General features: G+C 66.8%; 24 protein-coding genes. 11 read left to right on the forward strand and 13 right to left on the reverse strand.

Annotated elements, in window-relative coordinates:
• Positions 1-17: 17 nt before the first annotated feature.
• The gene (locus tag M6E97_RS03380; protein WP_003092255.1) at positions 18-1,088 is read right to left on the reverse strand and encodes an LOG family protein; all 1,071 of its coding nucleotides are present in this window, start codon (positions 1,086-1,088) and stop codon (positions 18-20) included.
• Between the two features lie 82 nt (positions 1,089-1,170).
• On the reverse strand, positions 1,171-2,574 hold the full coding sequence (locus tag M6E97_RS03385; RefSeq protein ID WP_009313549.1) for an MBL fold metallo-hydrolase RNA specificity domain-containing protein: 1,404 nt from the start codon (positions 2,572-2,574) through the stop codon (positions 1,171-1,173).
• Positions 2,575-2,753: 179 nt separating this feature from the next.
• Here M6E97_RS03385 and M6E97_RS03390 point away from each other — a divergent pair, with 179 nt between their 5' ends.
• Positions 2,754-5,159 (forward strand): xylulose 5-phosphate 3-epimerase, encoded by a 2,406-nt coding sequence (locus tag M6E97_RS03390; protein WP_033938395.1) that lies wholly within the window; start codon positions 2,754-2,756, stop codon positions 5,157-5,159.
• Positions 5,160-5,282: 123 nt separating this feature from the next.
• Here M6E97_RS03390 and M6E97_RS03395 read toward each other — a convergent pair whose 3' ends face one another.
• From M6E97_RS03395 to M6E97_RS03420, 6 genes are all read right to left on the reverse strand, one after another.
• Positions 5,283-5,504 carry a DUF3820 family protein gene (locus M6E97_RS03395; RefSeq protein ID WP_003092249.1) on the reverse strand — a complete coding sequence of 74 codons (222 nt, stop codon included), beginning with the start codon at positions 5,502-5,504 and terminating at the stop codon, positions 5,283-5,285.
• A gap of 18 nt (positions 5,505-5,522) precedes the next feature.
• Positions 5,523-5,933 carry a quorum-sensing-regulated virulence factor family protein gene (locus M6E97_RS03400; protein ID WP_003092248.1) on the reverse strand — a complete coding sequence of 137 codons (411 nt, stop codon included), beginning with the start codon at positions 5,931-5,933 and terminating at the stop codon, positions 5,523-5,525.
• A 175-nt stretch (positions 5,934-6,108) separates the two neighbouring features.
• The gene (locus M6E97_RS03405) at positions 6,109-7,173 is read right to left on the reverse strand and encodes a polyamine ABC transporter substrate-binding protein (RefSeq protein ID WP_003113877.1); all 1,065 of its coding nucleotides are present in this window, start codon (positions 7,171-7,173) and stop codon (positions 6,109-6,111) included.
• Between the two features lie 88 nt (positions 7,174-7,261).
• Positions 7,262-8,032, reverse strand: a complete 771-nt coding sequence (locus tag M6E97_RS03410) for an ABC transporter permease (protein ID WP_003129959.1) — start codon at positions 8,030-8,032, stop codon at positions 7,262-7,264.
• Positions 8,025-8,918 carry an ABC transporter permease gene (locus M6E97_RS03415; protein WP_003092241.1) on the reverse strand — a complete coding sequence of 298 codons (894 nt, stop codon included), beginning with the start codon at positions 8,916-8,918 and terminating at the stop codon, positions 8,025-8,027. Before M6E97_RS03415 ends, M6E97_RS03410 begins: the two co-directional genes overlap by 8 nt.
• Before the next feature lie 4 nt (positions 8,919-8,922).
• Positions 8,923-10,014, reverse strand: a complete 1,092-nt coding sequence (locus M6E97_RS03420) for an ABC transporter ATP-binding protein (protein ID WP_003129962.1) — start codon at positions 10,012-10,014, stop codon at positions 8,923-8,925.
• 258 nt (positions 10,015-10,272) lie between these two features.
• On the opposite strand from M6E97_RS03420, the gene M6E97_RS03425 reads away from it, so the two are divergent.
• Positions 10,273-10,989 (forward strand): tRNA-uridine aminocarboxypropyltransferase, encoded by a 717-nt coding sequence (locus tag M6E97_RS03425; RefSeq protein ID WP_003129964.1) that lies wholly within the window; start codon positions 10,273-10,275, stop codon positions 10,987-10,989.
• Between the two features lie 3 nt (positions 10,990-10,992).
• On the opposite strand, the gene M6E97_RS03430 is transcribed toward M6E97_RS03425, so the two are convergent.
• The gene (locus M6E97_RS03430) at positions 10,993-11,919 is read right to left on the reverse strand and encodes a DMT family transporter (RefSeq protein ID WP_003119360.1); all 927 of its coding nucleotides are present in this window, start codon (positions 11,917-11,919) and stop codon (positions 10,993-10,995) included.
• 132 nt (positions 11,920-12,051) lie between these two features.
• On the opposite strand from M6E97_RS03430, the gene erdR reads away from it, so the two are divergent.
• Complete coding sequence (erdR, locus tag M6E97_RS03435) at positions 12,052-12,705, forward strand: response regulator transcription factor ErdR (protein ID WP_003092229.1); 654 nt, start codon at positions 12,052-12,054, stop codon at positions 12,703-12,705.
• A 71-nt stretch (positions 12,706-12,776) separates the two neighbouring features.
• The gene (locus M6E97_RS03440) at positions 12,777-13,148 is read left to right on the forward strand and encodes a diacylglycerol kinase (RefSeq protein WP_033938397.1); all 372 of its coding nucleotides are present in this window, start codon (positions 12,777-12,779) and stop codon (positions 13,146-13,148) included.
• A 69-nt stretch (positions 13,149-13,217) separates the two neighbouring features.
• Here the strand turns inward: M6E97_RS03440 and M6E97_RS03445 are convergent, their stop codons facing one another.
• Positions 13,218-14,828 (reverse strand): FMN-binding glutamate synthase family protein, encoded by a 1,611-nt coding sequence (locus tag M6E97_RS03445; protein ID WP_003092223.1) that lies wholly within the window; start codon positions 14,826-14,828, stop codon positions 13,218-13,220.
• Between the two features lie 243 nt (positions 14,829-15,071).
• On the opposite strand from M6E97_RS03445, the gene M6E97_RS03450 reads away from it, so the two are divergent.
• A complete protein-coding gene (locus tag M6E97_RS03450) occupies positions 15,072-15,335 on the forward strand; it encodes a type B 50S ribosomal protein L31 (protein ID WP_003092213.1) in 264 nt (87 codons plus the stop codon).
• Entirely contained in the window at positions 15,335-15,487 is a 153-nt protein-coding gene (gene ykgO / locus M6E97_RS03455) for a type B 50S ribosomal protein L36 (protein ID WP_003092209.1), read from the forward strand. The genes M6E97_RS03450 and ykgO overlap by 1 nt, the downstream gene beginning before the upstream one ends.
• A gap of 27 nt (positions 15,488-15,514) precedes the next feature.
• Here ykgO and M6E97_RS03460 read toward each other — a convergent pair whose 3' ends face one another.
• Entirely contained in the window at positions 15,515-16,300 is a 786-nt protein-coding gene (locus M6E97_RS03460) for a helix-turn-helix transcriptional regulator (RefSeq protein WP_003092207.1), read from the reverse strand.
• Between the two features lie 127 nt (positions 16,301-16,427).
• On the opposite strand from M6E97_RS03460, the gene M6E97_RS03465 reads away from it, so the two are divergent.
• The 3 genes from M6E97_RS03465 (at position 16,428) to M6E97_RS03475 (ending at position 19,928) form a co-directional block, all read left to right on the forward strand.
• Positions 16,428-17,243, forward strand: coding sequence for a carbon-nitrogen hydrolase family protein (locus tag M6E97_RS03465; protein WP_033938399.1), 816 nt, complete (start codon positions 16,428-16,430; stop codon positions 17,241-17,243).
• Positions 17,244-17,442: 199 nt separating this feature from the next.
• Positions 17,443-18,765 carry an APC family permease gene (locus tag M6E97_RS03470; RefSeq protein WP_003138044.1) on the forward strand — a complete coding sequence of 441 codons (1,323 nt, stop codon included), beginning with the start codon at positions 17,443-17,445 and terminating at the stop codon, positions 18,763-18,765.
• Between the two features lie 89 nt (positions 18,766-18,854).
• Complete coding sequence (locus M6E97_RS03475; RefSeq protein WP_033938401.1) at positions 18,855-19,928, forward strand: bifunctional transcriptional activator/DNA repair enzyme AdaA; 1,074 nt, start codon at positions 18,855-18,857, stop codon at positions 19,926-19,928.
• Here the strand turns inward: M6E97_RS03475 and M6E97_RS03480 are convergent.
• Both M6E97_RS03480 and M6E97_RS03485 read right to left on the reverse strand, forming a co-directional pair.
• Complete coding sequence (locus M6E97_RS03480; RefSeq protein WP_003113881.1) at positions 19,925-21,334, reverse strand: MFS transporter; 1,410 nt, start codon at positions 21,332-21,334, stop codon at positions 19,925-19,927. The genes M6E97_RS03475 and M6E97_RS03480 overlap by 4 nt on opposite strands.
• A gap of 218 nt (positions 21,335-21,552) precedes the next feature.
• Positions 21,553-22,440, reverse strand: coding sequence for a LysR substrate-binding domain-containing protein (locus tag M6E97_RS03485; RefSeq protein ID WP_003092195.1), 888 nt, complete (start codon positions 22,438-22,440; stop codon positions 21,553-21,555).
• 113 nt (positions 22,441-22,553) lie between these two features.
• Here M6E97_RS03485 and M6E97_RS03490 point away from each other — a divergent pair, with 113 nt between their 5' ends.
• Both M6E97_RS03490 and M6E97_RS03495 read left to right on the forward strand, forming a co-directional pair.
• Positions 22,554-24,281 (forward strand): acyl-CoA dehydrogenase family protein, encoded by a 1,728-nt coding sequence (locus M6E97_RS03490; protein ID WP_023100867.1) that lies wholly within the window; start codon positions 22,554-22,556, stop codon positions 24,279-24,281.
• Between the two features lie 38 nt (positions 24,282-24,319).
• Positions 24,320-25,507, forward strand: coding sequence for a CaiB/BaiF CoA transferase family protein (locus tag M6E97_RS03495; protein ID WP_023092583.1), 1,188 nt, complete (start codon positions 24,320-24,322; stop codon positions 25,505-25,507).
• Positions 25,508-25,566 lie beyond the last annotated feature (59 nt).

Genomic DNA, 25,566 nt, shown 5'->3' on the forward strand with positions numbered 1-25,566 from the left:
GTGCCGGAGCGGCAGCTTCAGTCCCAGTTTTCCGGCAGGTTGATGTAGTCCAGCAATTCCCGCAGACGCCCCTGGTCGCGCCCGTTGAACACGAAGGCGAGGCGGGTCAGGTTGCGGAACTCCGGTTCGTCCTGTTCCTGCTCGCTGTAGGCCTGCTGCTGGAAGCCGCCGCTCAGGCAGAGGCTGGCGAAGTGTTCGTGCAGGTGCGCCAGCGCGGCTTCGTTCAGGGCGTGGTTCAGGCGAATAACGAACGTGCCTTTCAGCCAGCGGCTGGAGTGGAAGTTGCGGTAGAACTGGGCGATTTCCTTCACCGCGTCTTCGGCCGAATGCACCAGGCGCATCAGGCGCATGTCGGCCGGCAGGATATAGTGATTCTCCAGCAACTGTTCCTGCATGAACTCCAGGGCGTGTTCCCAGTAGCGGCCGCCCGGCTGGTCGAGCAGCACGATCGGCACCAGCGGGCTCTTGCCGGTCTGCACCAGGGTCAGCACTTCCAGCGCCTCGTCGAGGGTGCCGAAGCCGCCGGGGCAGAGCACCAGGGCGTCGGCTTCCTTGACGAAGAACAGCTTGCGCAGGAAGAAGAAGTGGAACGACAGCAGGTTGCCGCTGCCGTCCACCGTATGGTTGGCGTGCTGCTCGAAGGGCAGGGTGATGTTGAAGCCCAGGCTGTTCTCCAGCCCGGCGCCTTCGTGGGCGGCGGCCATGATGCCGCCGCCGGCGCCGGTGATCACCATCAGATCGTAGCGGGCCAGTTCCTCGCCCAGCTTGCGCGCCAGGGCATAGACCGGATGTTCGACCGGCGTGCGCGCCGAGCCGAACACGGTGACCTTGCGTCGCCGCTTGAACTGCTCGAGGACGCTGAAGGCATGCTCCATCTCGCGCAGGGTCTGCAGCATGATCTTGGCGTCCCAGCGGTTGCGGTCGGCCTGGGCCATGCGCGTCACGGTGAAGAGCATCTCGCGGTAGAGCGCGAGATTGGGGCTGTCGCCGGGAGCCGCAAGGGCCGCCAGTTCGTCGACCTTCCGCGCCAGGTCGGTGCCGCTGGTCTGGAAGTGCCGGGAAAGATAGTCATCGGCTTCGTAGGGCATTCGCATACTCCTTCTACAACCACCCTGGACAGGCGGTCATCCGCATACTGCCACGGACTGCGTGACAGTTGCGGACGGCGGCTCAGATCTCGATGCGTTCGCCGGGTTTCGGTATCTCGGCATCCCAGTCGAGACGCTCGCGGATCGCGCCCTGCAGCGCTTCCATCTTTTCCCGCTCGCCATGTATCAGGTATAGCGCTGGACGGTGGGCGAAGTGAGCGACCCAGTCGAGCAGCTGTGATTGCCCGGCGTGGGCGGAGAAGCCGCCGAGGGTATGGATTTGCGCCTTGACCGCGATGCGCTGGTGGAACACGCGAACCGCGCTGGCGCCGTCGACGATGTTGCGGCCCAGGGTGCCGCGCGCCTGGAAGCCGGGGAATACCACATGGCATTCCGGGCGCCAGAGGTTGTGCTTGAAGTGATGGACGATACGGCCGCCGGTGCACATGCCGCTGCCGGCGATGATGACCGCGCCGCTCTTGATCCGGTTGATCGCCATCGACTCGTCGGCGCTGCGGGTGACGCGCAGCACCGGCAGCCATTCCTCCAGGCGGGTGGTGCCGGTGCCGCGAATGTACTCGCGGTCGCGGTCGTCGAACTCGTTGCTGTGGCGCAGGTAGATGCCATTGGCACGGGCGGCCATCGGGCTGTCGAGGAATACCGCCTGTTGAGGCAGGCGGCCCTCCTGGTAGAAGCGGCCGAGGTAGTAGAGCAGGTCCTGGGTGCGACCGACGGCGAACGACGGGATCAGCACGTTGCCGCCGTCGCGATGCGCCTGGTCGAGAATCGCCGCCAGTTCCTCCAGGGTGTCGTTGCTGTCGCGGTGATCGCGATCGCCGTAGGTGGATTCGAGCATCACCACGTCGGCCCGGCTCAGCGGCGAGGGCGCGCGCATCAACGGCGAGCAGGTGTTGCCGAGGTCGCCGGAAAACACCAGGCGGCGCGGTTGCACCTGGTCGTGGAACTGCACTTCGACGATCGACGAGCCGAGGATGTGCCCGGCGTTGTGAAAGGTCACCCGCACGCCGCGAGCGACCGCCACTGTGCTGCCGAGGCTGATCGGCCGGCGCAGCTTGAGTGCGCGTTCGGTGTCGGCCTGGGTATACAGCGGCTTGATGCTCGGCTTGCCGATCCGGTTGCGCCAGCGGTTCTCCCACTCGGCGTCCTTTTCCTGGATGTGCGCGGAGTCCAGCAGCATGAGTTCCAGCAGTTCGCAGGTGGCCTCGGTGGCGAAGATCGGGCCCTTGAAGCCCTCGGCCGCCAGGCGCGGCAGCAGGCCGCTGTGGTCCAGGTGGGCGTGGGAGATGACCACCGCGTCGATGCTTGCGGGATCGAAGGGGAAGGGCGCGCGGTTGCCGTTGTCGGCTTCGCGGCGCCCCTGGCGCATGCCGCATTCGAGCAGGACCTTCACGCCATCGAGGGTTTCCAGCAGATAACAGGAGCCAGTGACCTCCTGGGCGGCGCCTAGAAACGTCAGTGATGCCATCGAGCCTCCTCCGTCAGAGCTCTGTCGACACCCCGATACCTTTCGGGGATCGTGGAATGCCATGGAACCTTCGTACAGGGCCAGGGTGAACGAATCGGGGGCGGGGAGCTTGATGCAGGTCAGCGCCCTTTGCCGTGTGCTGCCTAGACTGCAAGGCACCACTAGGGAGGCTACCCACCATGAGTCAGATTCTGCCCAGTCAGGACGAGTTGCTTGCCCATGCGGCGGCCGAGCCGGCGTTTGCCGCGTGGCTGCAAGGCCATGGTCCGCTCCAGCATAGCGCAGAGACCCGCGCCGCCGTGTTCCGCACCGCTCATCAATTGGTCCAAGCCGGGCTGCAACCGGACCTGGCCAGCGTCTACCAGCTGTTCCGCGCCCTCGACCGGCTGACCGCCAGCGCCCTGCGCATCGTCGTGCACATGACCTACGCCCGGCGCATCCGCCTGGACGGCCAGCCGTTGCAGGCCGAGGATTTCAAGACACAGCCCGAGGGCCACACCGGCGGAGCCCTGAACATGGTCCCGGCCTACGCCGGCTATCTGGCACTCAACGTCCTGACCGGCAAGACTCGCGCCTGGCTGATGGGCCAGGGCCATTGCGTGGCCGCCATCGACGCGCTGAACGTCCTCACCGGCAACCTGCACCCGGAGCAGGAGCGCGCCTATGCCGACGGCGAGGAAGGGCTGAACCGCTTGCTGCAGGACTTCTACGGCTATGCCCAGGCCCCCAACGGCGCACCGGCGGCGCCACTGGGCAGCCACGTGAATCCGCATACCGCCGGCGGTATCGCCGAGGGCGGCTACCTCGGCTTCGCCGAATTGCAGTACGCGCACATGCCGCTGCCCGGCGAGACCCTGGTGGCGTTCCTCTCCGATGGTGCCGCCGAGGAACAGCGCGGCAGCGACTGGATTCCGCGCTGGTGGCGAGCCGAGGATTGCGGGGCGGCGCTGCCGGTGATGATCGCCAATGGCCGGCGCATCGAGCAGCGCACCGAACTGGGCACCCATGAGGGGCTGGAGGGCTTCAAGCTGCATCTGCGCCGCTGCGGCTTCGATCCGATCAGCTTCGATGGGCGCGACCCGGCCGCCTTCGTCTGTACGCTCTGGGAGATGGAGCAGCGCCTGGAGCGGCGCGTGCAGGAGAAGAACAGCGGCATCCTCCGCTACCCGCTGCCGATTCCCTACGGCATCGCCGAGACGGTCAAGGGCTTCGGCTTCTATGGCGCCGGCAGCAACGCCGCGCACAACCTGCCGCTGCCGGGCAATCCGCATAACGACGAACAGGCCCGGCAACTGTTCAACCAGCATGCAAATGAACTCTGGGTCGAGCCTGAGGCTCTCGAATTGGCCCGCCGGCTGTTCGCCGAGCAGCGCGGCGAGCGTCCCCTCGAACGGGACAACCCGCTGGCCCTGCGCCATCCCATCGAACCGATCATCCCGCCGCTTCGCTATCGCGACGACGCGTGCTCGCCGATGGCCGCGCTGGACCGCTTCTATACCGAACTGGTGGAGGCCAACCCCGACCTGCGCGCCCGGGTCGGCAATCCCGACGAATTGGCCAGCAACCGCCTCGGCGGCGTGCTCAAGGTGCTCAAGCATCGGGTCAGCGAGCCGGAGAGCGAACTGGAATCGGTGAGCGGTCGGGTCATCACCGCGCTCAACGAGGAGGCGGTGGTGTCCGCCTGCCTGGCCAACCAGGGCGGACTCAACCTGGTTGCCAGCTACGAGGCGTTCTGCGTGAAGATGCTCGGCGCGGTGCGCCAGACCCTGATCTTCGCCCGCCAGCAGAAGGAAGTCGGGCGTCCGGCCGGCTGGCTGGGCTGGCCGCTGGTCGCTACTTCGCATACCTGGGAGAACGGCAAGAACCAGCAGTCGCACCAGGACACCACCTTCTGCGAGGCCCTGCTTGGCGAGATGAGCGACATGGTCCGGGTGCTCTTCCCGGCCGATCACAACAGCGCCCTGGCGCTGCTACCGACGATCTACCGCAGCCGGGGGCAACTGGCCTGCCTGGTGATCCCCAAGCGCGACCGGCCGATGGTGTTCGACGCCGTCCAGGCCGAGCGCCTGGCCTGCGACGGCGCGATCCTGGTCGAGGAGCGCTGCGGCTCCGATCCACTGCTGCTGATCGCCAACGGCAGCTACCAGCTTGAACAGATGCGCCGCGCCGCGCAGCGTCTGGCCGAGGCCGGGCAGGCCTACCGGCTGGTCTACCTGCAGGAGCCGGGACGCTTCCGCGCGCCGCGCGATCGCTGGGAGGTCGAGGCGGTGGCCGACGAGGCGTTGGTGGAACGACTGTTCCCGGATAGCCATGAGCGCCGCGTGCTACTCACCCATATGCGCGCGGAAGTGGCGCGCGGTCATCTTTGGCCGATCCTGCCGGATGCCCGGCGCACCTCGGTACTCGGCTATCGCAACCGCGGCGGCACCCTCGACGAGGCGGGCATGCAGTTCGCCAACCGCGCCTGCTGGGGCAACGTGCTGGCGGCTTGCGCCCGCTTGATGGAGGTGCCGCGCACCGCGCTGCTGACCCCGGAGGAAGCGGCGGCGGTGGCCGGCAAGGGCGATCCGGCGTTGTTGCGCTGAGTTCGGCTGCGTATCGGCGGATAACGTCTGTGGCGTTATTCGCCCTGCCGAACGGGGGCGGGTGTCTGGCGAAGGCAGGGTGTGGGCAGGGTATCGGCGGATAGCGTCGGCGACGTCATTCGCCTACGGAGCGGGGGGACGAAGCGGCTTGAGCAGCCCGTCCAGCCCGTCGATCTTCAGTTCCAGGGTCAACTGCATCAGCCGCCCGAGTTCACCGGGCGGGAAGCCTTTCTTGTAGAACCACAGCAGGTACTCCTCCGGCAGGTCGACCAGCATCCGTCCCTGGTACTTGCCGAACGGCATCGGCGTTCTGGCGATCTTCAGCAGATGCTGCTTGTCCAGCATGGCGACCGCGCGGCGCGCTTACTTCTTGCCCTGGATGCGGCAGCTGCCGGCATCGAAGCGTTCGGTGGCGACCGGCTGGTTGGTCTTGTACTCGGTGAAGCTGTAGGTGAGGATCGCGCCGCGGGCGAGCAACTGGCGATAGCCGGTGTTGCTGCACACGCTATCGCCGAGCTGGCTGCGCACGCTGTCCGGGTTGGAGCGCATGCGCTCGGCGTGGCTGGCGCGTACGCTGAGGTGATTGATCAACTGGTTGCCTTCGACGGTGTAGCCCTGGTCGAGGATGTCTTCGTTGATGGCGCGGGGAGTGCCTACGCTGCTTTCCTTGGCCACTTTCTCCAGCATCTTGCTCAGTTCGAAATCCTTGAGCGAGGCGGCATGGGCGGCGGTGGGCAGGACGAAACAAAGGGCAAGGGCCATGAAGCGCGACATCGAAGATCTCCTGGGGCAATAAGCGGATTCGACCGATGGAGGGGGCGAATTGTTTCCGTCGGCCCATTCCCGGGACGGACGGTGGCGAATGGGCGCCATGTTACCGCGTTCGGGGCGGGGCACGGAAACGCAAAAGGGCGACCGAGGGTCGCCCTTTCGTCGATAGCGGTGCGGATCAGCGCAGCTTGATCTCTGTCCAGAGCTTGTTCAGGGCGCGTCGCTGGCGCGAGTTCAGGTCCTTCAGCGGCTCCAGCCTGGCCTGGGTGGTGGCGTCCGGGAACAGGGCGGCGAGCGTCTTGATTTCCGGCTTGATGAAGGGCAGGGCGGCGGCGTTGGGCGTGCCGGTACCGATCTGGTTGGTCAGCTCGGAAGCGTTCCGACCGTCGAGCATGAAGTCGATGAAGCGATAGGCCAGGTCAGGGTTCTTCGAGCCCTTGTGGATCACCATGTTGTCGATGGCCAGCACCGCACCTTGGCGGGGCAGGGCGAAGTCGACCTTGAAGGCGCGGCCGGCAGCCTCCGCGTCGGCCCTGGCCTGGTACATGTCGCTGGAGTAGCCATGGGCGACCCAGATGTTGCCCAGGGTCAGCTCCTTGATATAGCTCGACGAGTTGAACGCGGCCCAGTACGGCTTGGCCGCGAGGATCAGCGCCTGGGCTTCCTTCCAGTGCTGCGGGTCGGTGTCGTTGGCGGAGTGACCGAGGTACTTCAGGGCGGCGCCGAACAGTTCCTGCGGGTCGTCCATCACCGTGACCCTGCCCTTGATCTTCTCCAGGACCGCCGGGTCGAAGATCACCGACCAGTCGGCGGGGTCGATGCCCAGCTTGTCCAGCTCGGTCTTGTTGTAGCCGACCAGGGTGGTGGTGAAGGCGTAGGGCAGGGAATAGCGGTTGCCCTTGTCGAAATCCTTGTCGAGGTAGCCCGCGGCCTCGTTGCTCAGGTTCGCCAGGCGACTCTTGTCCAGCTCCAGCAGGTCGCCCTTGCGGATCAGCGCCTCGACCGCGTTCTGGGTCGGGATGATCACGTCGTAGCCGCTGGCCCCGGCGGCCAGCTTGGCCATCATTTCCTCGGTGCCGGAATAGAACTCCTGCACCAGCTCGCAGCCACATTGCTGCTCGAAGCGTTTCAGCGTGTCCTCGGCGATGTAGTCGTTCCAGTTGAACAGATACAGCTTCTCGGCGGCGGTGGCCTGGGCGGCTCCTGCCATGAGGGTTGCGACGAGCAACAGCTTTTTCATCATGGTTCCTTGTTACGGGGTGGCAGGGCTCCGGAAACCGGAGCAGGGCAAGGCCGCAGGCCTCTCCGGGAGGCCCGCGGGTTTCGGCGGATCAATGGCCCTTGATGGCGCTGGGGGAGAGTTTCGAGGCGATCACGATCAGCACCAGGGTGAGCAGCATCAGCAGGGTGGAGACGGCGTTCACTTCGGGCGTCACGGCGATCTTGATCATGGTGTAGATCTGCGTCGGCAGGGTGGCGAAGCCGCCGCCGGCGGTGAAGAAGGTGATCACGAAGTCGTCGATGGACAGGGTGAAGGCCATCAGCGCGCCGGCGACGATGCCCGGCATGATCAGCGGCAGGGTCACCAGGCGGAAGCTCTGCCAGGGCGTGGCACCGAGGTCGCGGGCCGCCTCGGTGAGGCTTTCGTCCATGCCCGACATGCGCGCCTGCACCACCAGGGCGACGAAGCCGACCGAGAAGGTGATGTGCGCGAGGGTCACCGAGAGCATGCCCAGGCTCATGTTCAGGCCGATGAAGAAGATCACCAGCGAGACCCCCATCAGGAGTTCCGGAATGGCGATCGGGGTCAGCACCAGCAGGGGCAGCACGCGCAGCTTGAAGCGATGCAGGGCGACCCCGGCGAGGGTGCCGAGCAGGGTCGCCACGCTGGCCGAAACCAGCGCGATGACCAGCGAGTTGGCGGCGGCCTGGAGCATGTCGCGGTTGCCGAACAGCTTGCGGTACCAGTCCAGGGTGAAGCTCACCCACTCGGCGTTCAGCCGCGAGTCGTTGAAGGAGTACAGCACCACGATCACCAGCGGTACGTAGAGGAACAGGTACACCAGCGCGGTGGCGCTCCAGAGCAGGTAGGGCCTACGCATGGGCGCCTCCCTTGCGGGCGCGCGCGGCGCCCATGCCGAGGGCGACCAGCAGCAGGATGCAGCCGGTCAGGGCGATCGACAGCGCGCTGCCGAACGGCCAGTCGCGGGAGTCGAGGAACTGGCTCTTGATCAGGTTGCCGATCATGATGCCGTCGGTACCGCCGACCAGGTCGGGGATGGCGAACATTCCCAGCACCGGGATGAATACCAGTGCCGCGCCGGCGGCCACGCCCGGCAGCGAGAGCGGGAAGGTCACCCGCCAGAAGCGTTGCCAACGACCGGCGCCGAGGTCCTGGGCGGCGTCGAGCAGGGCCGGGTCGTGTTTCTCCAGGTTGGCGTAGAGCGGCAGGATCATGAACGGCAGGTGCACGTAGACCATGCACAGGATCACCGCGAACGGGGTGAACATCAGGCTGATCGGCTGCGCGCCGAACAGGTCCAGCGCGGCGTTGATCCCGCGGGTCAGGGCACCGGACGGCGAGAGGATGATCATCCAGGCGTAGACGCGTACCAGCAGGTTGCTCCAGAACGGCAGGATCACCAGCAGGATCAGCAGGTTGCGCCACTTCGCCGGGGCCCGGGCGAGGGTGGTCGCCACCGGGTAGGCGAGCAGCAGGCAGGCCAGGGTGGTGACCAGGGCGTAGCCGAAGGATTTGACGAACAGTTGCAGGTACACCCAGCTCTCGGTGAGCCGGGTGTAGTTCTCCACGCTGAGGTCGTAGACGGTCTGCCCGTCCTCGCTGTACATCCAGGGCGCCAGGCCGCCGTAGTCGCCGGGAAAGCGGAACGAGGCGAACAGCATGATCAGCGCCGGAACCAGGAAGAAGAACAGCAGATACGCTTGCGGCGGCCAGACCAGCAGCCACTTGCCGAGGTTCTTTCTCATCGTCTCAGGCCCTGACCAGGTGGCCGGCATCGAAGCGCCAGGCGGCTTCCACCGCGTCGCCCACCTCGAAGAACTTGGCCCGGCCGGGCGTGGCGTTGGGCAGCAGGGTTTCCAGGCGCTCGCCGTTCTCCAGCTCGACGATGTACAGGGTCACGTCGCCCAGGTAGAGCAGTTCGGCGACGCGGCCGCGGAAGTGCACCTCGTCGCTGTCGGCGGTGACGCTCTGCGCCAGGCGGATCTTCTCCGGCCGCAGGGTCAGCACGCAGGCCTCGCCGGGCTGGGCGTCGAAGGATTTCAGCGCCTGGACCTCGCCCAGGCCCCGGAGATCGATGCGCACGCGTTCGCCGTCGACCGCCTCGACTGTGGCGTCGAGCAGGTTGCACTGGCCGATGAAGTCGGCGACGAAACGACTGCGCGGGAAGCTGTAGATGGTTTCCGGGGTGTCCAGCTGCTCCACCCGGCCCTGGTTCATCACCGCGATGCGGTGCGACAGCGCCAGGGCTTCGCCCTGATCATGGGTGACATAGACGAAGGTGATGCCGACGTCCTTCTGCAGGTTGATCAGTTCGATCTGCATTTCTTCGCGCAGCTTGGCGTCCAGCGCCGACAGCGGTTCGTCGAGCAGCAGCAGGCGCGGCCGGTTGACCAGCGCGCGGGCGATCGCCACGCGCTGGCGCTGGCCGCCGGAAAGCTGTGTCGGCATGCGCCCGCCCTTGTCCGCCAGGCGCACGTCCTTCAGGGCTTGTTCGACGCGGGCGTCGATCTCGCTCTTCGCCACTCCGGCCATCTTCAGCGGGAAGGCGATGTTCTGCGCCACGCTCATGTGCGGGAACAGCGCGTAGCTCTGGAACACCGTATGCACCGGGCGCTTCTCCGGCTCGACGCCGGCGAGGTCCTGGCCGTTGAGGCGGATCTCGCCGCTGTCCGGCTGGTCGAAGCCGGCGAGCATGCGCAGGAGGGTGGTCTTGCCGCACCCGGAAGGGCCGAGGAGGGTGAAGAATTCGCCGGTGTTGATCGTCAGGCTGACATTGTCGACGGCGGTGAAGTCGCCGAAGCGGCGGGTCACGTTGCGGATCTCGAGCAAGGGGGGCGTCACTCGTCTGGAGAGGCAGTAAGGTCAGCGGGCGGAGCCGGCTGCCCGGTGTCGAAAAAGGGGGCGGATTATAGGGATCGCATCCCGCTCTAACTAGACGTCTGAGGCCCCTGTGAAGAATTTTTTTTCGCGGCCTCGGAAGTTGTCCGACAAAGCAGGAGCCACGCGGGCTCTGATAGAATTTCGCGGTCGCTTTCCAGCCCGTTTCCTCGAGTCTTCGATGTTCCTTCGCCCGTCCTTTCCGTATCGGGAGCCTGCCCGATGAGCCATGCCGTTTCCCGCTTGCGCCAGGAGCGCCTGGCGCGCAGCCTGAAACCCTTCGTCGCGCGCGGTTCGCGCATGCCGCGCTGCGAAGGCTGTCGGCTGCTGCCGAGCTATTGCATGTGCGCCTGGCGGCCGCGGGTCGAGGCGCGCGCAGGCATGTGCCTGGTCATGCACGACATCGAGGCGCTGAAACCGACCAACACCGGCTGGCTGATCGCCGATACCGTGGCCGACACCTTCGCCTTCGGCTGGTCGCGCACCGAGGTCGACCCGCGCTTGCTGGAGTTGCTGGCCGACCCGCAGTGGCAGCCATACCTGGTGTTCCCCGGCGAATACGTGGCGGCGGAGCGGGTGGTGAACGAGGTCGCCCCGCTGGCGGAAGGCAAGCGACCGCTGTTCATCCTGCTCGACGCGACCTGGACCGAGGCGCGCAAGATGTTCCGCAAGAGTCCTTACCTGGAGCCGTTCCCGGTGCTCAGCCTGCTGCCCGAGCAGCTCTCGCGCTATCGCCTGCGTCGCTCGACCCGTGGCGAGCACCTGTGCACCGCCGAAGTGGCGGCGCTGTGCCTGGACCTTGCTGGCGACGAGGCTGCGGGCGAGGCGCTCGGCGCCTACCTGGAGGTGTTCAGCGAGCGCTACCTGGGCGCCAAGCGGCACATTCCGCTGGACGAGGCCAGCCCGGCGCACCGTGCCCTGGCGCCGTTCCGTGGCTGAGTGTCAGGCCGGGCGCGCTTCGGCGGCGAGCTTGCGCGGCCACAACTGCGCCACCAGCATGCCCGCCAGCATCAGCGCGCAACCGAAATAGCCGCGCAGGTGCAGGGTCTCGGCGAGGAACAGGGCGCCGGCGATGGCGGCGAACACCGCTTCCAGGGACAGGATGATCGCCGCATGGGAAGCGATGGCGTGCTTCTGCGCCACCACCTGCAGGGTGAAGCCGGTGCCGACGCCGAGCAGGCCGCCGTATAGCAGGGCGGGACCGGCCTGGACGATGGCGTCCCAGTGGATTTCCTCGAAGACCAGTGCCAGCAGCAGGCTGACCGCCGCGCAGGTGGCGAACTGCAGGAAGGCCAGGCGGATCGGGTCGTAGCGGCTGGCGAACAGGCCTACCAGCAGGACGTGCGCGCCCCAGACCACCGCGCCGGCCAGTTGCAGCCAGTCGCCGGAAGCGACCTGGAAGCCCGGGCCGATGCTCAGCAGGGCCATGCCGAGCACCGCCAGCGACGCCCCCAGCCAGGTGCCCGCGCCGGTGCGCTGGCCGAACAGCAGGCCGAGCAACGGCACGACGATCACGTAGAGCCCGGTGATGAAGCCGGAGTTGGTCACGCTGGTGAACAGCAGGCCGACCTGTTGCAGGTTGATCCCGGTGGTCAGGGCGACGCCGAGGATCACACCGGCGAGCAACTGTCCGCGATTGAAGGGTTGCGCGCCGTCGCGTCGCGAGCGCAGCATCAGCAGTGGCACCAGCACCAGGGCACCGAGGACGAAGCGCAGGCCGGTATAGAGGAACGGTCCGATGGCGTCCATCCCCAGGCGCTGGGCGACGAACGACACCCCCCAGATCATGGCGGTGATCAGCATCAGGACATCGGCACGCAGGGCTTGGCTTCGCATGGCTCGCTCGACGGGGCGGGGAGGGTCCGCCACTCTGCCAGCAAGCCGGGGTGTTTGAAAAGACGAACGCGGTGTACGAGGTATCCCTCATTCGGCTTGACCGGTCCGCCCTCGGTCGGCATCCTGAGCGCCGCCTCGGCTGGGCCGAACAAACTAGGACATGTCATGGCTTCTTACGAGATCCTGATCGCCGACGATCACCCCCTGTTTCGCAGCGCTTTGCACCAGGCCCTCACCCTCGGGCTGGGTCCCGACGTGCGCCTGGTGGAAGCCGCCAGCATCGCCGAACTGGAAGCGCGGCTGAACGAGAAGGCCGATTGGGATCTGGTCCTGCTGGACCTCAACATGCCGGGGGCCTATGGCTTCTCCGGCCTGGTGCTGTTGCGCGGGCAATACCCGCAGGTGCCGGTGGTGATGATCTCGGCACAGGAGGAGGCCGCGGTGGTGCAGCGCTCCCGCGAGTTCGGCGCCAGCGGCTTCATTCCCAAGTCCAGCCCGCTGGAAACCCTGCAGCAGGCGGTGCGCGCGGTGCTCGACGGGGACACCTGGTGGCCGCCGCAGGATGCCGCCGCCGAAGCCCTCAGCGAGGAGGCCAAGGCCGCCAGCGCCGGGCTCGCCAGCCTCACCCCGCAACAGTTCAGGGTACTCACCATGGTCTGCGAAGGGTTGCTGAACAAGCAGATCGCCTACGACCTGAACGTTTCCGAGGCGACGGTGAAGGCCCACGTCACGGCGATCTTCCGCAAGCTCAACGTGCGCACCCGGACCCAGGCCGCGCTGCTGCTGCAACAAATGGAGACGGTTCCCGCTTCTCATTGAGAGACGGCTTAACGCTTTTTTGACCAGCCGGCGGCTAGACTGCCGGCCTTCCGAATCGATGAGAACCCGACGTGTCGCCTTCCCCCTTCAAAGGCCAGACCGGCCTCAAGCGTATCCTCAACGCCACCGGCTATTCCCTCGCAGGTTTCCTCGCCGCCTTCCGCGGTGAAGCCGCCTTCCGCCAACTGGTGCTGCTCAACGTGGTGCTGATCCCGGTGGCCTTCATCCTCGACGTCAGTCGCGGCGAACGCGCGCTGATGATCGCGGTGTGCCTGCTGGCGCTGATCGTCGAGCTGCTCAACTCGGCGATCGAGGCCACCGTCGACCGCGTCTCGCTGGAACGCCACCCTCTGTCGAAGAATGCCAAGGACATGGGCAGCGCCGCGCAGTTCGTGGCCCTCACCGTGATCACCGTGACCTGGGCGACCATCCTGCTGGGCTGATCTACGCGGACATGAAAAAGCCGGAGGCAGCGATGCCTCCGGCTTTTTCTTGCGTGCGAGGGCGGCGGCTCAGGCCGCCGCGTCGAAGCTGTCGGCCCGCGCCATGTTCCACATGCGCTCGTAGAACTCGCCCTCGATCTTGCCGGAAAGCAGTTCGCCCGGCTTGAGGAAGTAGTGCAGCTGCGAGAACAGGCGGATTTCGGTGTCGGTGATGCGTCGCACCAGGTGCTTGGCTTCGAGCTGCGAGGGATGTTCCAGGCCCGCCGCGGCGAGCATCTCGGCCAGGCCCTTGAGGGTGTTGCGATGGAAGTTGCGCACCCGCTCGGCCTTGTCCGGCACCACCAGCGCGCGCTGGCGCAGCGGGTCCTGGGTGGCGACGCCGGTCGGGCACTTGTTGGTATGGCAGCTCTGCGACTGGATGCAGCCGATGGCGAACATGAAGCCGCGCGCCGAGTTGGCCCAATCCGCGCCGGTGGCCAGGACGCTGGCGATATCGAAGGCGCTGACGATCTTGCCGCTGGCGCCGACCTTGATCTTGTCGCGCAGGTTGAGGCCGACCAGGGTGTTGTGGACGAACAGCAGGCCTTCGCGCAGCGGCACGCCGATATGGTCGGTGAACTCCAGCGGCGCCGCGCCGGTGCCGCCTTCCTTGCCGTCGACGACGATGAAGTCGGGGAGGATGCCGGTCTCCAGCATGGCCTTGGCGATGCCCATGAACTCCCATGGATGGCCCAGGCAGAACTTGAAGCCGACCGGCTTGCCGCCGGACAGTTCGCGCAGCTGGGCGATGAACTGCATCAGCTCGATCGGCGTGGAGAAGGCGCTGTGGCGCGACGGCGAAACGCAATCCTCACCCATCGGCACGCCACGGGTGGCGGCGATCTCGGGGGTGACCTTGTGCTTGGGCAGGATACCGCCGTGTCCCGGCTTGGCGCCCTGGCTGAGCTTGATCTCGATCATCTTCACCTGCGGGTCGAGGGCCTGGGCGGCGAAGCGCTCAGGGTCGAACTTGCCATCGCGGGTGCGGCACCCGAAGTAGCCGCTGCCCAGTTCCCAGACCAGGTCGCCGCCGTTCTCGCGGTGATAGGGGCTGATGCTGCCCTCGCCGGTGTCGTGGTAGAAGTTGCCCATCTGCGCGCCACGGTTCAGCGAGCGAATGGCGTTGGCGCTGAGGGCGCCGAAACTCATCGCCGAGACGTTGAACAGCGAAGCGGAGTACGGCTTGCTGCATTGCGGCCCGCCGATGTCGACGCGGAACTCGCAGGGATCGCTGAGCGGCGCCGGACGCATCGAGTGGCTGATGAATTCGTAGCCTGCGGTGTACACGTCGATCAGGGTGCCGAAGGGCTTCTCCGAGCTTTCGTTCTTCGCCCGCGAGTAGACCAGCGAGCGCTGGGCGCGGGAGAAGGGCAGGGCGTCGCCGTCGGCTTCCAGCAGGTACTGGCGGATCTCCGGGCGGATGCCTTCCACCAGATAGCGGATGTTGCCCAGGATCGGATAGTTGCGGCGCACCGCGTGGGGCGTCTGGATCAGGTCGAACAGGCCGAGCAGGCTCAGGGCCACGCCCAGGAGGGTGAACGGCCAGAGCCATTCGGTGCTGCCGAGGAACGGCAGGCTGAGCAAGGTGAACAGGGCGATACAGGCGAAAAACGCATAGCGACTGAGTAGCGACAGATTCATCATGTCTCCAATCTTCAGGCTTCGGTTCAAAATGGTAGTCACCTTCTTCGAGGCGTCTACGACGGGTTCCCCCCGCGCTAACCAAGCGCTGATTATGGGAAACAAACGGGGATAGAAAGCAAGCTAATAATTGTGTCTGGATGGTCGAGCAGCCGAATGGTCGCCGGGAACTCTTTCCGGAGTTGCGAATTATTCTTATCGGAGTAATATGTAACTATATAACATTATGTAGGAGGCATCCCCATGAAACCCGGCATCCATCCCGAATACCGTCCCGTCCTGTTCCATGACACCTCGGCCGACGTGTACTTCCTGATCGGCTCCACCGCGGAGACCGACAAGACCCATACCCATACCGACGGCAAGACCTATCCCTACGTGACGCTGGACGTTTCCAGCGCCTCGCACCCGGTCTACACCGGCGAACAGCGCAAGACCAAGAGCGAAGGCCGCGTGGCCGGGTTCAACAAGCGTTTCGCCGGCTTCGTCGGCGGCAAGGGGGCCTGATGAAAGTCCTCGCCTCGCTGAAACAGGCCAAGCTGCGCCATCGCGATTGCCAGGTGGTGAAGCGCCGTGGCCGGCTCTACGTGATCTGCAAGTCGAATCCGCGCTTCAAGTGCGTGCAGGGCCGGCCGAAGCCGAAGATCAAGCGCCGCTGAGCGGCGACGGGACGGTCGCCCGTCCCGTCAGCCCTGGGCCTGGAGGAACAGGCCGAACAGCTCGGACTGCGACTTGATGCCGAGCTTGCCGTACATGTGCTTGCGGTGGACCTTCACGGTTTCCGCCGAGATCGCCAGCTTGCGGGCGATCTCCTTGCTCGAGCAGCCGCTGAGCATCAGCCTGCCGACCTCCAGTTCGCGCGCCGTCAGCGGCGTGCCCATCTGCTCCGCGACCTTCTCCAGCGAACCCTGCCAGCCCGGCTCCGGCGCCGCGGGGCTGTTCAACACTTCGTCCTCGAAGGCCAGGCGCTGGCGCATCAGCCCGGCCACCCAGGGCCGCACCAGACCGAGCACGGCGAGTTGCTCGGGGGTGAAGCGGCGCCGCGAGCCGAGCGACAGGCAGAGGGTGCGTTCGCCGGAGAGCTGGACGTTGATCTGGATTTCATCGGCCACCACGTTGAGGCGGAAGTAACGCTGGTAGTAATCGGTCTGCTCGAAGCATTCCGGTGCCACGTCGGCCAGACGGAACAGGCCGCTGCACGGGTTCTCGCGGCTGGCGATGTAGAACGGGTCGAGCAGGTAGAGGCCTCGCAGGTAGTCCTGGAACAGCGGATCCGGCCCGCCGTCGGCGCCCGGGCATTCGGCGAACACCTGTGGCCGGCCCTGGCTGAACAGCAGGGCCACCCAGCTGTCGAACGGAACGTACTGTTCGAGCAGGCGTACCAGGCGAATCCAGAAGTCCGGCGCATCCAGCGCCTCGACCAGTTGCCCGACGGAGCGGTGCCAGGCGATGTCCTGCAAGGTGAAACTCATCTTCTACCCCTGTTGGGTTAACCCTCGGACGTAATTATCGGCGCGGGGAACGCCAAGCATACTGTGCCGGCCCCTGCATACGAACAGCGCGCGTGCCGAACAGCGCCGAGAACAACAAGGAATTCCGATGAAAGTCGAACTCGTCCAGATCGCCGGTCGCGATGGCGACACCGCGCACAACCTGGAACGCGCCCTGGCGGCCATCGCCGACTGTGCGGCGGACACCGAACTGGTGGTGTTCCCGGAAACCCACCTGACCGGCTTCCCCAGCGAAGACAACATCGCCGCCCTCGCTGAGCCGCTCGACGGCCCGACGGTCAGCGCGGTGCAGCGCGTCGCCCGTGAACGTAACGTTTCGGTGGCGATCGGCATCGCCGAGGCGGACGCCGGCCGCTATTACAACACCACCCTGCTGATCGCTCCCGACCGCATCGCCCTGAAATACCGCAAGACCCACCTGTGGGCCTCCGACCGCGGCATCTTCACGCCTGGCGACCGCTACGCCACCGCCCTGTGGAACGGCATCCGGGTCGGCTTGCTGGTGTGCTTCGACATCGAGTTCCCGGAAAGCGCGCGGGCCCTCGGCCAACTGGGTGCGGAACTGATCATCGTGACCAATGGCAACATGGACCCCTATGGCCCCACCCATCGCACCGCGATCATGGCCCGCGCCATGGAAAACCAGGCCTACGCGGTGATGGTCAACCGCGTCGGGCATGGCGACGGCGGGCTGGTCTTCGCCGGCGGTAGCGCGGTGGTCGATCCCTATGGCCAGTTGCTCTGCGAGGCCGGGCGCGAAGAATGCCGGCAGATCGTCGAACTGGACCTCGGCCGGTTGCAGGATGCGCGTCGGGACTACCGTTACCTCGAAGAGCGTCGCCTGGTCCTGCCCGGCGAGCGCCGCGAGCACCCGGACGGCCTGCGCGAGCTGCTGATTCCCTGATTCACCACGGCGCGACAGGAGCGTCGCGTCGTCCTCCGCCCGCCAGCGAGCGGGCGAGGATCGGCCCGGAAAGCCGTAGCACAACGATGGGCGCCCGAGCGTCCGCCGGTCTCCCGGGTGAGGGGAGGCCCCTGCGTCCCGCGGCCTGGCCGGCTGCGGGCCACTGCCATAACAAACGATAATTCCGGAGTAAGCAGTAATGGCCAGACTCAAGCGCACCCTGTCGCTGGGTTCCGTGGTGCTGTTCGGCATCGCCTACATGACCCCCATCATCGTCCTCGGGACTTTCGGCATCCTCGCCGAGACCACCCAGGGACACGTCCCCGCCGCCTACATCGCCGCTTCCCTGGCGATGCTCTTCACCGCCCTCAGCTACGGGCGCATGGCCGCGGCCTTCCCGGTGGCCGGCTCGGCCTATACATACGTGCGCAAGGCCATCGATTCCCGGCTTGGCTTCATCGCCGGCTGGGCGGTGCTGCTCGACTACCTGTTCCTGCCGATGGCGATCTGGCTGATCGGCGCCGCCTACCTGCACTCGGCCTTTCCCGCGGTACCCAACGCGGTCTGGGTGCTGGCGTTCATCGGCGTGACCACGACGATCAACATCGTCGGTCTGCGCCTGGCGAAGAACGTCAATGGCCTGCTGATGCTGGTGCAGTTCCTGGTCCTCGGCGCCTTCGTCGCGCTCTGCGTGCACTACGTGCTGGGCGACCCGGGCAAGCCGCTATGGTCGCTGCAACCGTTGCTCGGTGGCGACCTGCAGGTACCGCTGGTGATGAGCGGTGCGGCGATCGCCTGCTACTCGTTCCTCGGTTTCGACGCGGTCAGCACCCTGACCGAGGAAACCCGCGACCCGCGGCGCAACATCCCGCGGGCGATCCTGCTGATCACCCTGCTGGGCGGGCTGATCTTCATCGTCACCTCGTACTTCGTGCAACTGGCGCACCCGTCGTTCGCCTTCGACAGCGCGGACTCGGCGGCCTACGAGATCGCCCGCAACATCGGTGGCGACCTGTTCGTGACCTTCTTCCTGGTCGGCCTGATCGTCGGCCAGTTCACCTCCGGCCTCTCGGCCCAGGCCAGCGCCTCGCGCCTGCTCTTCGCCATGGGCCGCGACGGCGTCCTTCCGCGGCCGTTCTTCGGGCGTCTCGGCAAGCGCTTCGAGACGCCGGTGAACAGCATCGTCCTGTGCGGCGTGGTGGCCCTGCTGGCGCTGCAGATGGACGTGACCACCTCTACCTCGTTCATCAACTTCGGCGCCTTCCTCGCCTTCAGCCTGGTCAACCTGTCGGTGGTCTTCCACTACTACCTTGGCGCCGAGCGCCGCGGCCCACGGGAAACCCTGTTGTTCCTGGTATTCCCTGGCATCGGCCTGGTCGCCGACCTGTGGCTGATGGCCAGCCTCGACCATCTGGCGATCATCCTCGGCCTCTGCTGGCTGGCGCTGGGCGCGGTGTACCTGGCGGCGATCACCCACGGTTTCCGCGAGCAGCCGCCGGAGATGCGTTTCGAGGAGGGCTGAGAAAGAATCGACGCCCGTTTCGCGGCGGCAAGGCGCAGGCTCCTGGCCTAGAGTGGCTATCCATCGCCTCCCTGGTTCCGGAGCCGGCCATGTCCGACGCAGCGTTGTTCCTTCCCCTTCCCGATGACGACACCCTGTATGCCGCGCTGTTGGCGCGCGACCCCGCCTACGATGGCTTCGCCTTCGTCGGGGTGAAGAGCACCGGGGTGTTCTGCCGCCTGACCTGCCCGGCGCGCAAGCCGAAGCGCGAGAACACCCTGTTCTTCGATTCGATCAAGGGCTGCGTCGAGGCCGGCTTCCGGCCCTGCCTGCGTTGCCGGCCGCTGGAGCGGCTCGGCACGCAGGGGCCGCTGGTCAGCGACCTGCTCCAGCGCCTCGGTCGGCAACCGCAGCGGCGCTGGTTCGAAGACGACCTGGCGGCGCTGGGCTATGACCCGTCCACCGTGCGCCGTGCCTTCAAGCGCGAGTTCGGCGTGACCTTTCTGGAAATGGCTCGCCTGCGCCGTCTTGGCCGGGTCGCCGAGCGGCTGTCCTCGGGCGCGCGGGTGATCGACGCGCAACTGGATGCCAGCTTCGACTCCGACAGCGGCTTCCGTAGCGCCTTCGCGCGCCTGCTGGGCGAGCCGCCGTCGCAGTTGCGCGGGCGCGAGCTGCTCAAGGCGGACTGGCTGCAGACCCCGCTCGGCGCCATGCTCGCGGTGGCCGATGCGCAGGCCCTGCACCTGCTGGAATTCTTCGACCGCCCGGCGTTGAGCGGGGAGCTGAAACGCCTGCAGAAGAGCAGCGGATCGAGCATCGGTTTCGGCCGTTTCGCCCCCATCGACAGGATCGAGGCGGAACTCGCCGGCTACTTCGACGGTACTCCTGTGCGCTTCCGGACCCCGTTGGCGCTGAACGCCTCGGCCTTCACCCGCACGGTCTGGCAGGCGCTGCGCGAGGTACCGTGCGGCAGCACGCAGAGCTACGCCGGGCTGGCCAGGTCCATCGGCTCGCCGTCGTCGGTGCGCGCCGTGGCCCGCGCCAACGGAGCCAACCAGATCGCCATCGTGATTCCCTGCCACCGCGTCATCGGTTCGGACGGTTCCCTGACCGGTTATGGCGGTGGCCTGTGGCGCAAGCGCTGGTTGCTGGAGCATGAGCGGCGCATGGGCGCTGCCGGCTAGCCGGGATCGCCGCCCAGTAGCCGGGCGGGGGCGCGCAACACCGGTTCCCGCTCGACCGCTACGGGCCGCTGCAAGTCCTCGGCGTCGGCGCGCTCGGCGGTCGACAGGTCGCTGGCGTGGAACCCGGTGATCCGCAACAGGGCCAGGGTACAGGCCAGCGAGACCAGCGCGTAGCAGGCCGAGGCCAGGGCCACGCCGACGATGCTGCCGGTACTGTTGAGAATCCACTGGGCCAGTACCGGCGTACCGCCGCCGACCAGCAGCGAGCAGAGCTGGTAGGCCAGCGACAGGCCGGTGTAGCGCACCCGCGCCGGGAAGGCTCGGGCGAGGATACCGCCCACCGCGCCGTAGAACATCGCGTGCGGCACCGTGGCCAGGCACATGCCGACCGCGGCGATCCAGTAGACCTTGGTTTCCACGGCGAAGAACATCGCCGGCATCAGGATGAACTCCGGCAGCACCATCAGGCATGCCGCCTTGCGCATGTCGATGCGCGAAGTGAGCAGCGCCCCCAGCGGCTGGCTGAGGAACTGCACCACCAGCGCGACCACGATGATGCTGAGGAAGGTGCCCTGGCTGTAGCCGAGGGTCTTGGTCGCCCAGGAGAGGGCGAAGGTGCTCTTGAAGTAGGTGACGTGGATGATCGGCAGCACGCCGGCGCCGAGCAGGACGATCTTCCAGTGCTTGCCCAGCACCTCGGCGAGCGGCAGCTTCACCGTGCGCTTCTGCGCCAGCACGCGCTTCATGTCTTCCGACTCCTCCAGCTTCAGGCGGATCACCATGCCGACGATGACCAGCACCGCAGAGAGCAGGAACGGCGCGCGCCAGCCCCAGAGAATGAAGTCCGAGGCGGGCAGGGCGCTGAGGGCGAAGAACGCCAGGGTCGCCAGCAGGTTGCCGGTGGGCGAGCCCTGCTGGGCGAAGGCGGCGTACAGGATGCCCTTGCCCTTGGGCGCGCTTTCGCTGGCGATCAGGATCGCGCCGCCCCACTCGCCGCCGACCGCGATGCCCTGGACGATACGCAGCGCCACCAGGGAGATCGGTGCCCAGATGCCGATCTGCGTATAGACCGGCAACAGGCCGATGCAGGTCGTGGCGATGCCCATCATGATCAGGGTGATCACCAGGGTGGTCTTGCGGCCGATGCGGTCGCCGAGATGGCCGAAGATGATCCCGCCCAGCGGGCGGGCGATGAAACCCGACCAGAGGGTGACGAAGGACAGCAGGGTGGCCAGGCCCGGATCCATGTCGGCGGGGAAGAATACCTTGCCGAACACCAGGGCGGCGGCCAGGCCGTAGATGTAGAAGTCGTACCACTCGATGGTGGTGCCGATGAAGGAGGCGATACCGGCCCTGCGGGCCTTCTTGTGCAGGTCGGCGTCTTCGGGAGAGGGCGTGCGCGGCATGGGTCGAGTCCTGTTTATTGTTGTTCTCGCCGACACGCCGCTCCCTACCGCCCTTCGCTGAAAGGCGGGGCGGAAACGCTGGTTTCCGTGGATGGAGAGCGTGCGTCGGTGTTGACCCGGGTGCCTCGGAGTCTAGGTGGCACCCCCGCAAATCAATAGTCTTTTAATCTTATGGCTCGATAAGGGATTCCATATCGACGTTTTCCGTCAGCCCTCGCTCAGGCGTCGTCCAGGCCGCTCTTCAGCGTCGCCAGGAACGCCTGCGCCGCCCGGGAAGGTTCGCTGGCCGGAAGGATCGCGTGGATCTCCGAACGCGCGCCGGCCGGCTCGATCTCCAGGTAGCGCACCTCGTTCCGCCAGGCCAGGCAGAGGGTCTCCGGGATCAGCGCGACGCCCATGCCGAGACCGACCATGGCGGCGACGGTCTGCCACAGGCGCGCCTCGTGGCGGATGCGCGGGCTGAAGCCGGCGTCCACGCAGCGGGCGATGATCAGGTCGTGGTAGTGCGGGGAGACATGGCGCGGGAAGAGGATGAAGTCTTCGTCGCGCAGTTCGGCGAGGTCCAGACGCGCCTGGCCAGCCAGGCGGTGCCCGGCGGGCAGGCAACAGAGGAACGGGTCGCTGATCAAGGGTTCGGAGACGATTTCCGCCGGCAGCCTGCCCCAGTGCACGAAGCCCAGGTCGATCTGCCCGCGCTGCAACGCCTGGGCCTGCTCCGCGCTGTTCATTTCGCCGAGCACCACCTCCATGTTCGGGTGCTCCCGTTCGAAGCGGGACATGGCCCTGGGCAGGCCGCGGTAGAGCATGGAGTTGACGAAGCCGACGCGCAGCTGGCCGACGTCGCCCTCGGCGGATAGCTGGGTCAGGCGTTTCACCTTCTCTGCCTGCAGCAGCAGGTTGCGCGCTTCCACCAGCAGGACCTGGCCGGCGCCGGTGAGCTTCACCGACTTGTTGTTGCGCAGCAGCAATTGGGTTCCGAGCTGTTCCTCCAGCTTCTTGATGTCGAAGCTCAGCGCCGGCTGGGAGATGAACAGGCGAGCCGCGGCGCGACCGAAATGCAGTTCCTCGGCGACCGCGATGAAGTAGCGAAGCTGTCTGAGATCCATGGCAGGCACCTGGTTCTACGATCTGTTTTTCTTATCGTCGATGATTTTTTTTGTATTGGATGCTTATCGAAGCACTCGCCTAGTCTCGGCGCAAGACAAGCAGGAGCCACGCCATGACCGCCATGCCCGAAGTACTTCGCGAAGATACGCTGAACATCCCCGACAGCCGTGGGCTGAATCTCTACACCTGCGATCCGGCCCTGGAGCGGCTGCTGGAGGTATACCTGCCGCCGGCGTTGCTCGCCGAATGGCGGCCGCTCCTCGAACGGCTCGGCGCCCGTGCCGGCGGCGAGCTGGACGTGCTGGCGCTGGCGGCGGACAAGAACCCGCCGGTGCTGGCGCCGCGCACCCGCCGCGGCGAGGATTTGCAGAGCATTCGCAAGCATCCGGACTACGTCGCCCTCGAACGGGTGGCCTATGCCGAACTCGGCCTGGCTTCCATGAGCCATCGCCCGGACGGCCCGCCGCCGCTGGTGAAGTATGCGCTCACCCACCTGTTCGTACAGGCCGAGTTCGGCCTTTGCTGCCCGGTCAGCATGACCGACTCGCTGACCCGCACCCTGCGCAGGTTCGGCGCGCCGGAACTGGTTGAGCGCTATCTGCCGTCCCTCGCCTCGCGGGATTTCGACGAGCTGTTCCAGGGCGCCATGTTCATGACCGAGCAGGCCGCCGGCTCCGACGTGGCGCGGACCCGTACCGTGGCGCGGGAGCAGGGCGGCGAGTGGAAGCTCTACGGCGACAAGTGGTTCTGCTCCAACCCGGACGCCGACCTGGCGATGGTCCTGGCCCGGCCCGAAGGCGCGCCGGAAGGAATGAAGGGCGTGACCCTGTTCCTGTTGCCGAAGGTCCGCGAGGACGGCACGCGCAACGCCTATCGCATCGTCCGCCTGAAGGACAAGCTGGGCAGCCGCTCCATGGCCAGCGGCGAAGTCCGCCTGGAAGGCGCCAGCGCCTACCTGATCGGCGAGATCGGCCGCGGCTTCCAGCAGATGGCCGACATGGTCAACATGTCGCGCCTGTCCAACGGCGTGCGCGCCGCCGGGCTGATGCGCCGGGCGCTGAGCGAGGCGCTGTTCGTCGCCCGCCATCGGCACGCCTTTGGCAAGCACCTGATCGACATGCCGCTGATGCAGAAGCAGTTGCTGAAGATGATGCTGCCCACCGAACAGGCGCGTTCGATGTTCATGCAGATCGCCACGCTGCTGCCGCGCGCCGATGGCGGCGAGGTCGAGGCGCAGAAATGCGTGCGGATCCTCACTCCGCTGATCAAGTTCCGCGCCTGCCGCGATGCGCGACGGGTCACCGGCGACGCCATGGAGGTGCGCGGCGGGGTCGGCTACATCGAGGAGTGGAGCGACCCGCGCCTGGTGCGCGACGCCCACCTGGGGTCGATCTGGGAGGGTACCAGCAACATCGTGGCGCTGGACGTCGCCCGTGCGGTGAGCCGCGAACAGGCGCTCGAACCCTTGCAGCGCCACCTGCGCCGGCTGCTGGATGACAGCGACCTGCCAGGGGACGCCCGCGACCTCTTCGACGAACTGCTGGTGCGAGTGGTCGCGACCATGGCCGACGTCGCCGAGCGCCGCCAGGATGAGCAGGTGCGCCAGGCCGGCAGCGCCCTCTATCACCTGTGCACGGCGATCTTCATGGCCTGGGAGGCCAGCCGCCAGGCACCCGACCAGCGCCGCCTGGCCCTGGCCTTCCTGGTCGCCCGGCACAAGCTGCTGCCGCGCGACCCGCTGCGCCTGGAGGGCTGGACCGACCAGGCCGAACTGCTGGCCAGGGTGGTCGGCGAGGTGCCGCTGAGCCAGGCCGAAGCCATGCAATTGCTGCCGGCCTGACTGCCCGCATTCCCGCTCACAACAACCAGAGAGTCGCCATGACCAATCAGACGGGCGCCCTGCGTGGCCTGAAAATCATCGATCTCAGCCGGGTCCTCGGCGGACCCTACTGCTCCCAGGCGCTGGCCGACCACGGCGCCGAGGTGATCAAGCTGGAACCCCTCGGCGGCGACGAGACCCGTGGCTGGGGGCCACCCTTCGAGGGCGACACGGCGTCCTACTTCAAGGGCGTGAACCGCAACAAGAAGGGCATCGCCGTCGACCTGGCGACGGCGGAGGGCATCGAGCTGCTGCTGCGCTTGCTGGAGGACGCTGACGTACTGCTGGAGAACTTCAAGCCCGGCACCCTGGCGCGCTGGGGGATCGGCTACGAGGAGGTGCTTCGCCAGCGCTTCCCGCGGCTGGTCCACTGCGCGGTATCGGGCTTCGGCGCCGACGGCCCGCTCGGCGGCCTGCCCGGCTACGACGCGGCGATCCAGGCGATGGCCGGACTGATGAGCGTGAACGGCGAGGCCGGCGGCGACGCGTTGCGCATCGGCCTGCCGATCGTCGACATGGTCACCGGGCTGAACGCCATGGCCGGCATCCTCCTCGCCCTCCACGAGCGCCAGGTCAGCGGGCGCGGGCAGTCGGTGGACATCGCCCTGTACGACTGCGGTATTTCCCTGCTGCACCCGCACCTGCCGAACTACTTCGCTTCCGGACGTACGCCCCGGCGTAGCGGCAACGCCCATCCGAACATCGCGCCCTACGACAGCTACCGCACCGGTACCGAGCCGATCTTCCTCGCCGTCGGCAACGACCGCCAGTTCGCCCGCCTGTGCGAGTACCTGGGAGCCGATGAACTGCCGGGGGACCCGCGCTTCGCCGACAACGGCAAGCGCTCGGTCAACCGCGAGGCGCTGAAGCGCGCCCTGGAGGACTACCTGGCGGCCCACGACGGTCGCGAGCTGGCCGAGCGGCTGATCCGTCTCGGCGTGCCCTGCGGAGCGATCGCCACGGTGGATCGGGTGGTGGAACACCCGCACACCCGCCATCGCGGGATGGTCGTCGAACTCGAGGGCTATCGCGGCATCGCCTCTCCGGTGAAGCTTTCGCGCACCCCGGCCAGCTACCGCGCCGCGCCGCCGGTGCTGGGCGGAGACACTCGGGAAGTCCTGGCGGAACTGGGATTGAGCGCCGAGGCGATCGACGCGCTGGTCCGGCGCGGCATCGTCCGCGCCTGAAACCCCGCACGGCACGGCCTGCGCCGTGCAACTCAATCCCCGGGCAATTGGAGATGGCC

It is taken from the genome of Pseudomonas sp. B111, from assembly GCF_026428275.1.
Classification (GTDB): domain Bacteria; phylum Pseudomonadota; class Gammaproteobacteria; order Pseudomonadales; family Pseudomonadaceae; genus Pseudomonas; species Pseudomonas aeruginosa.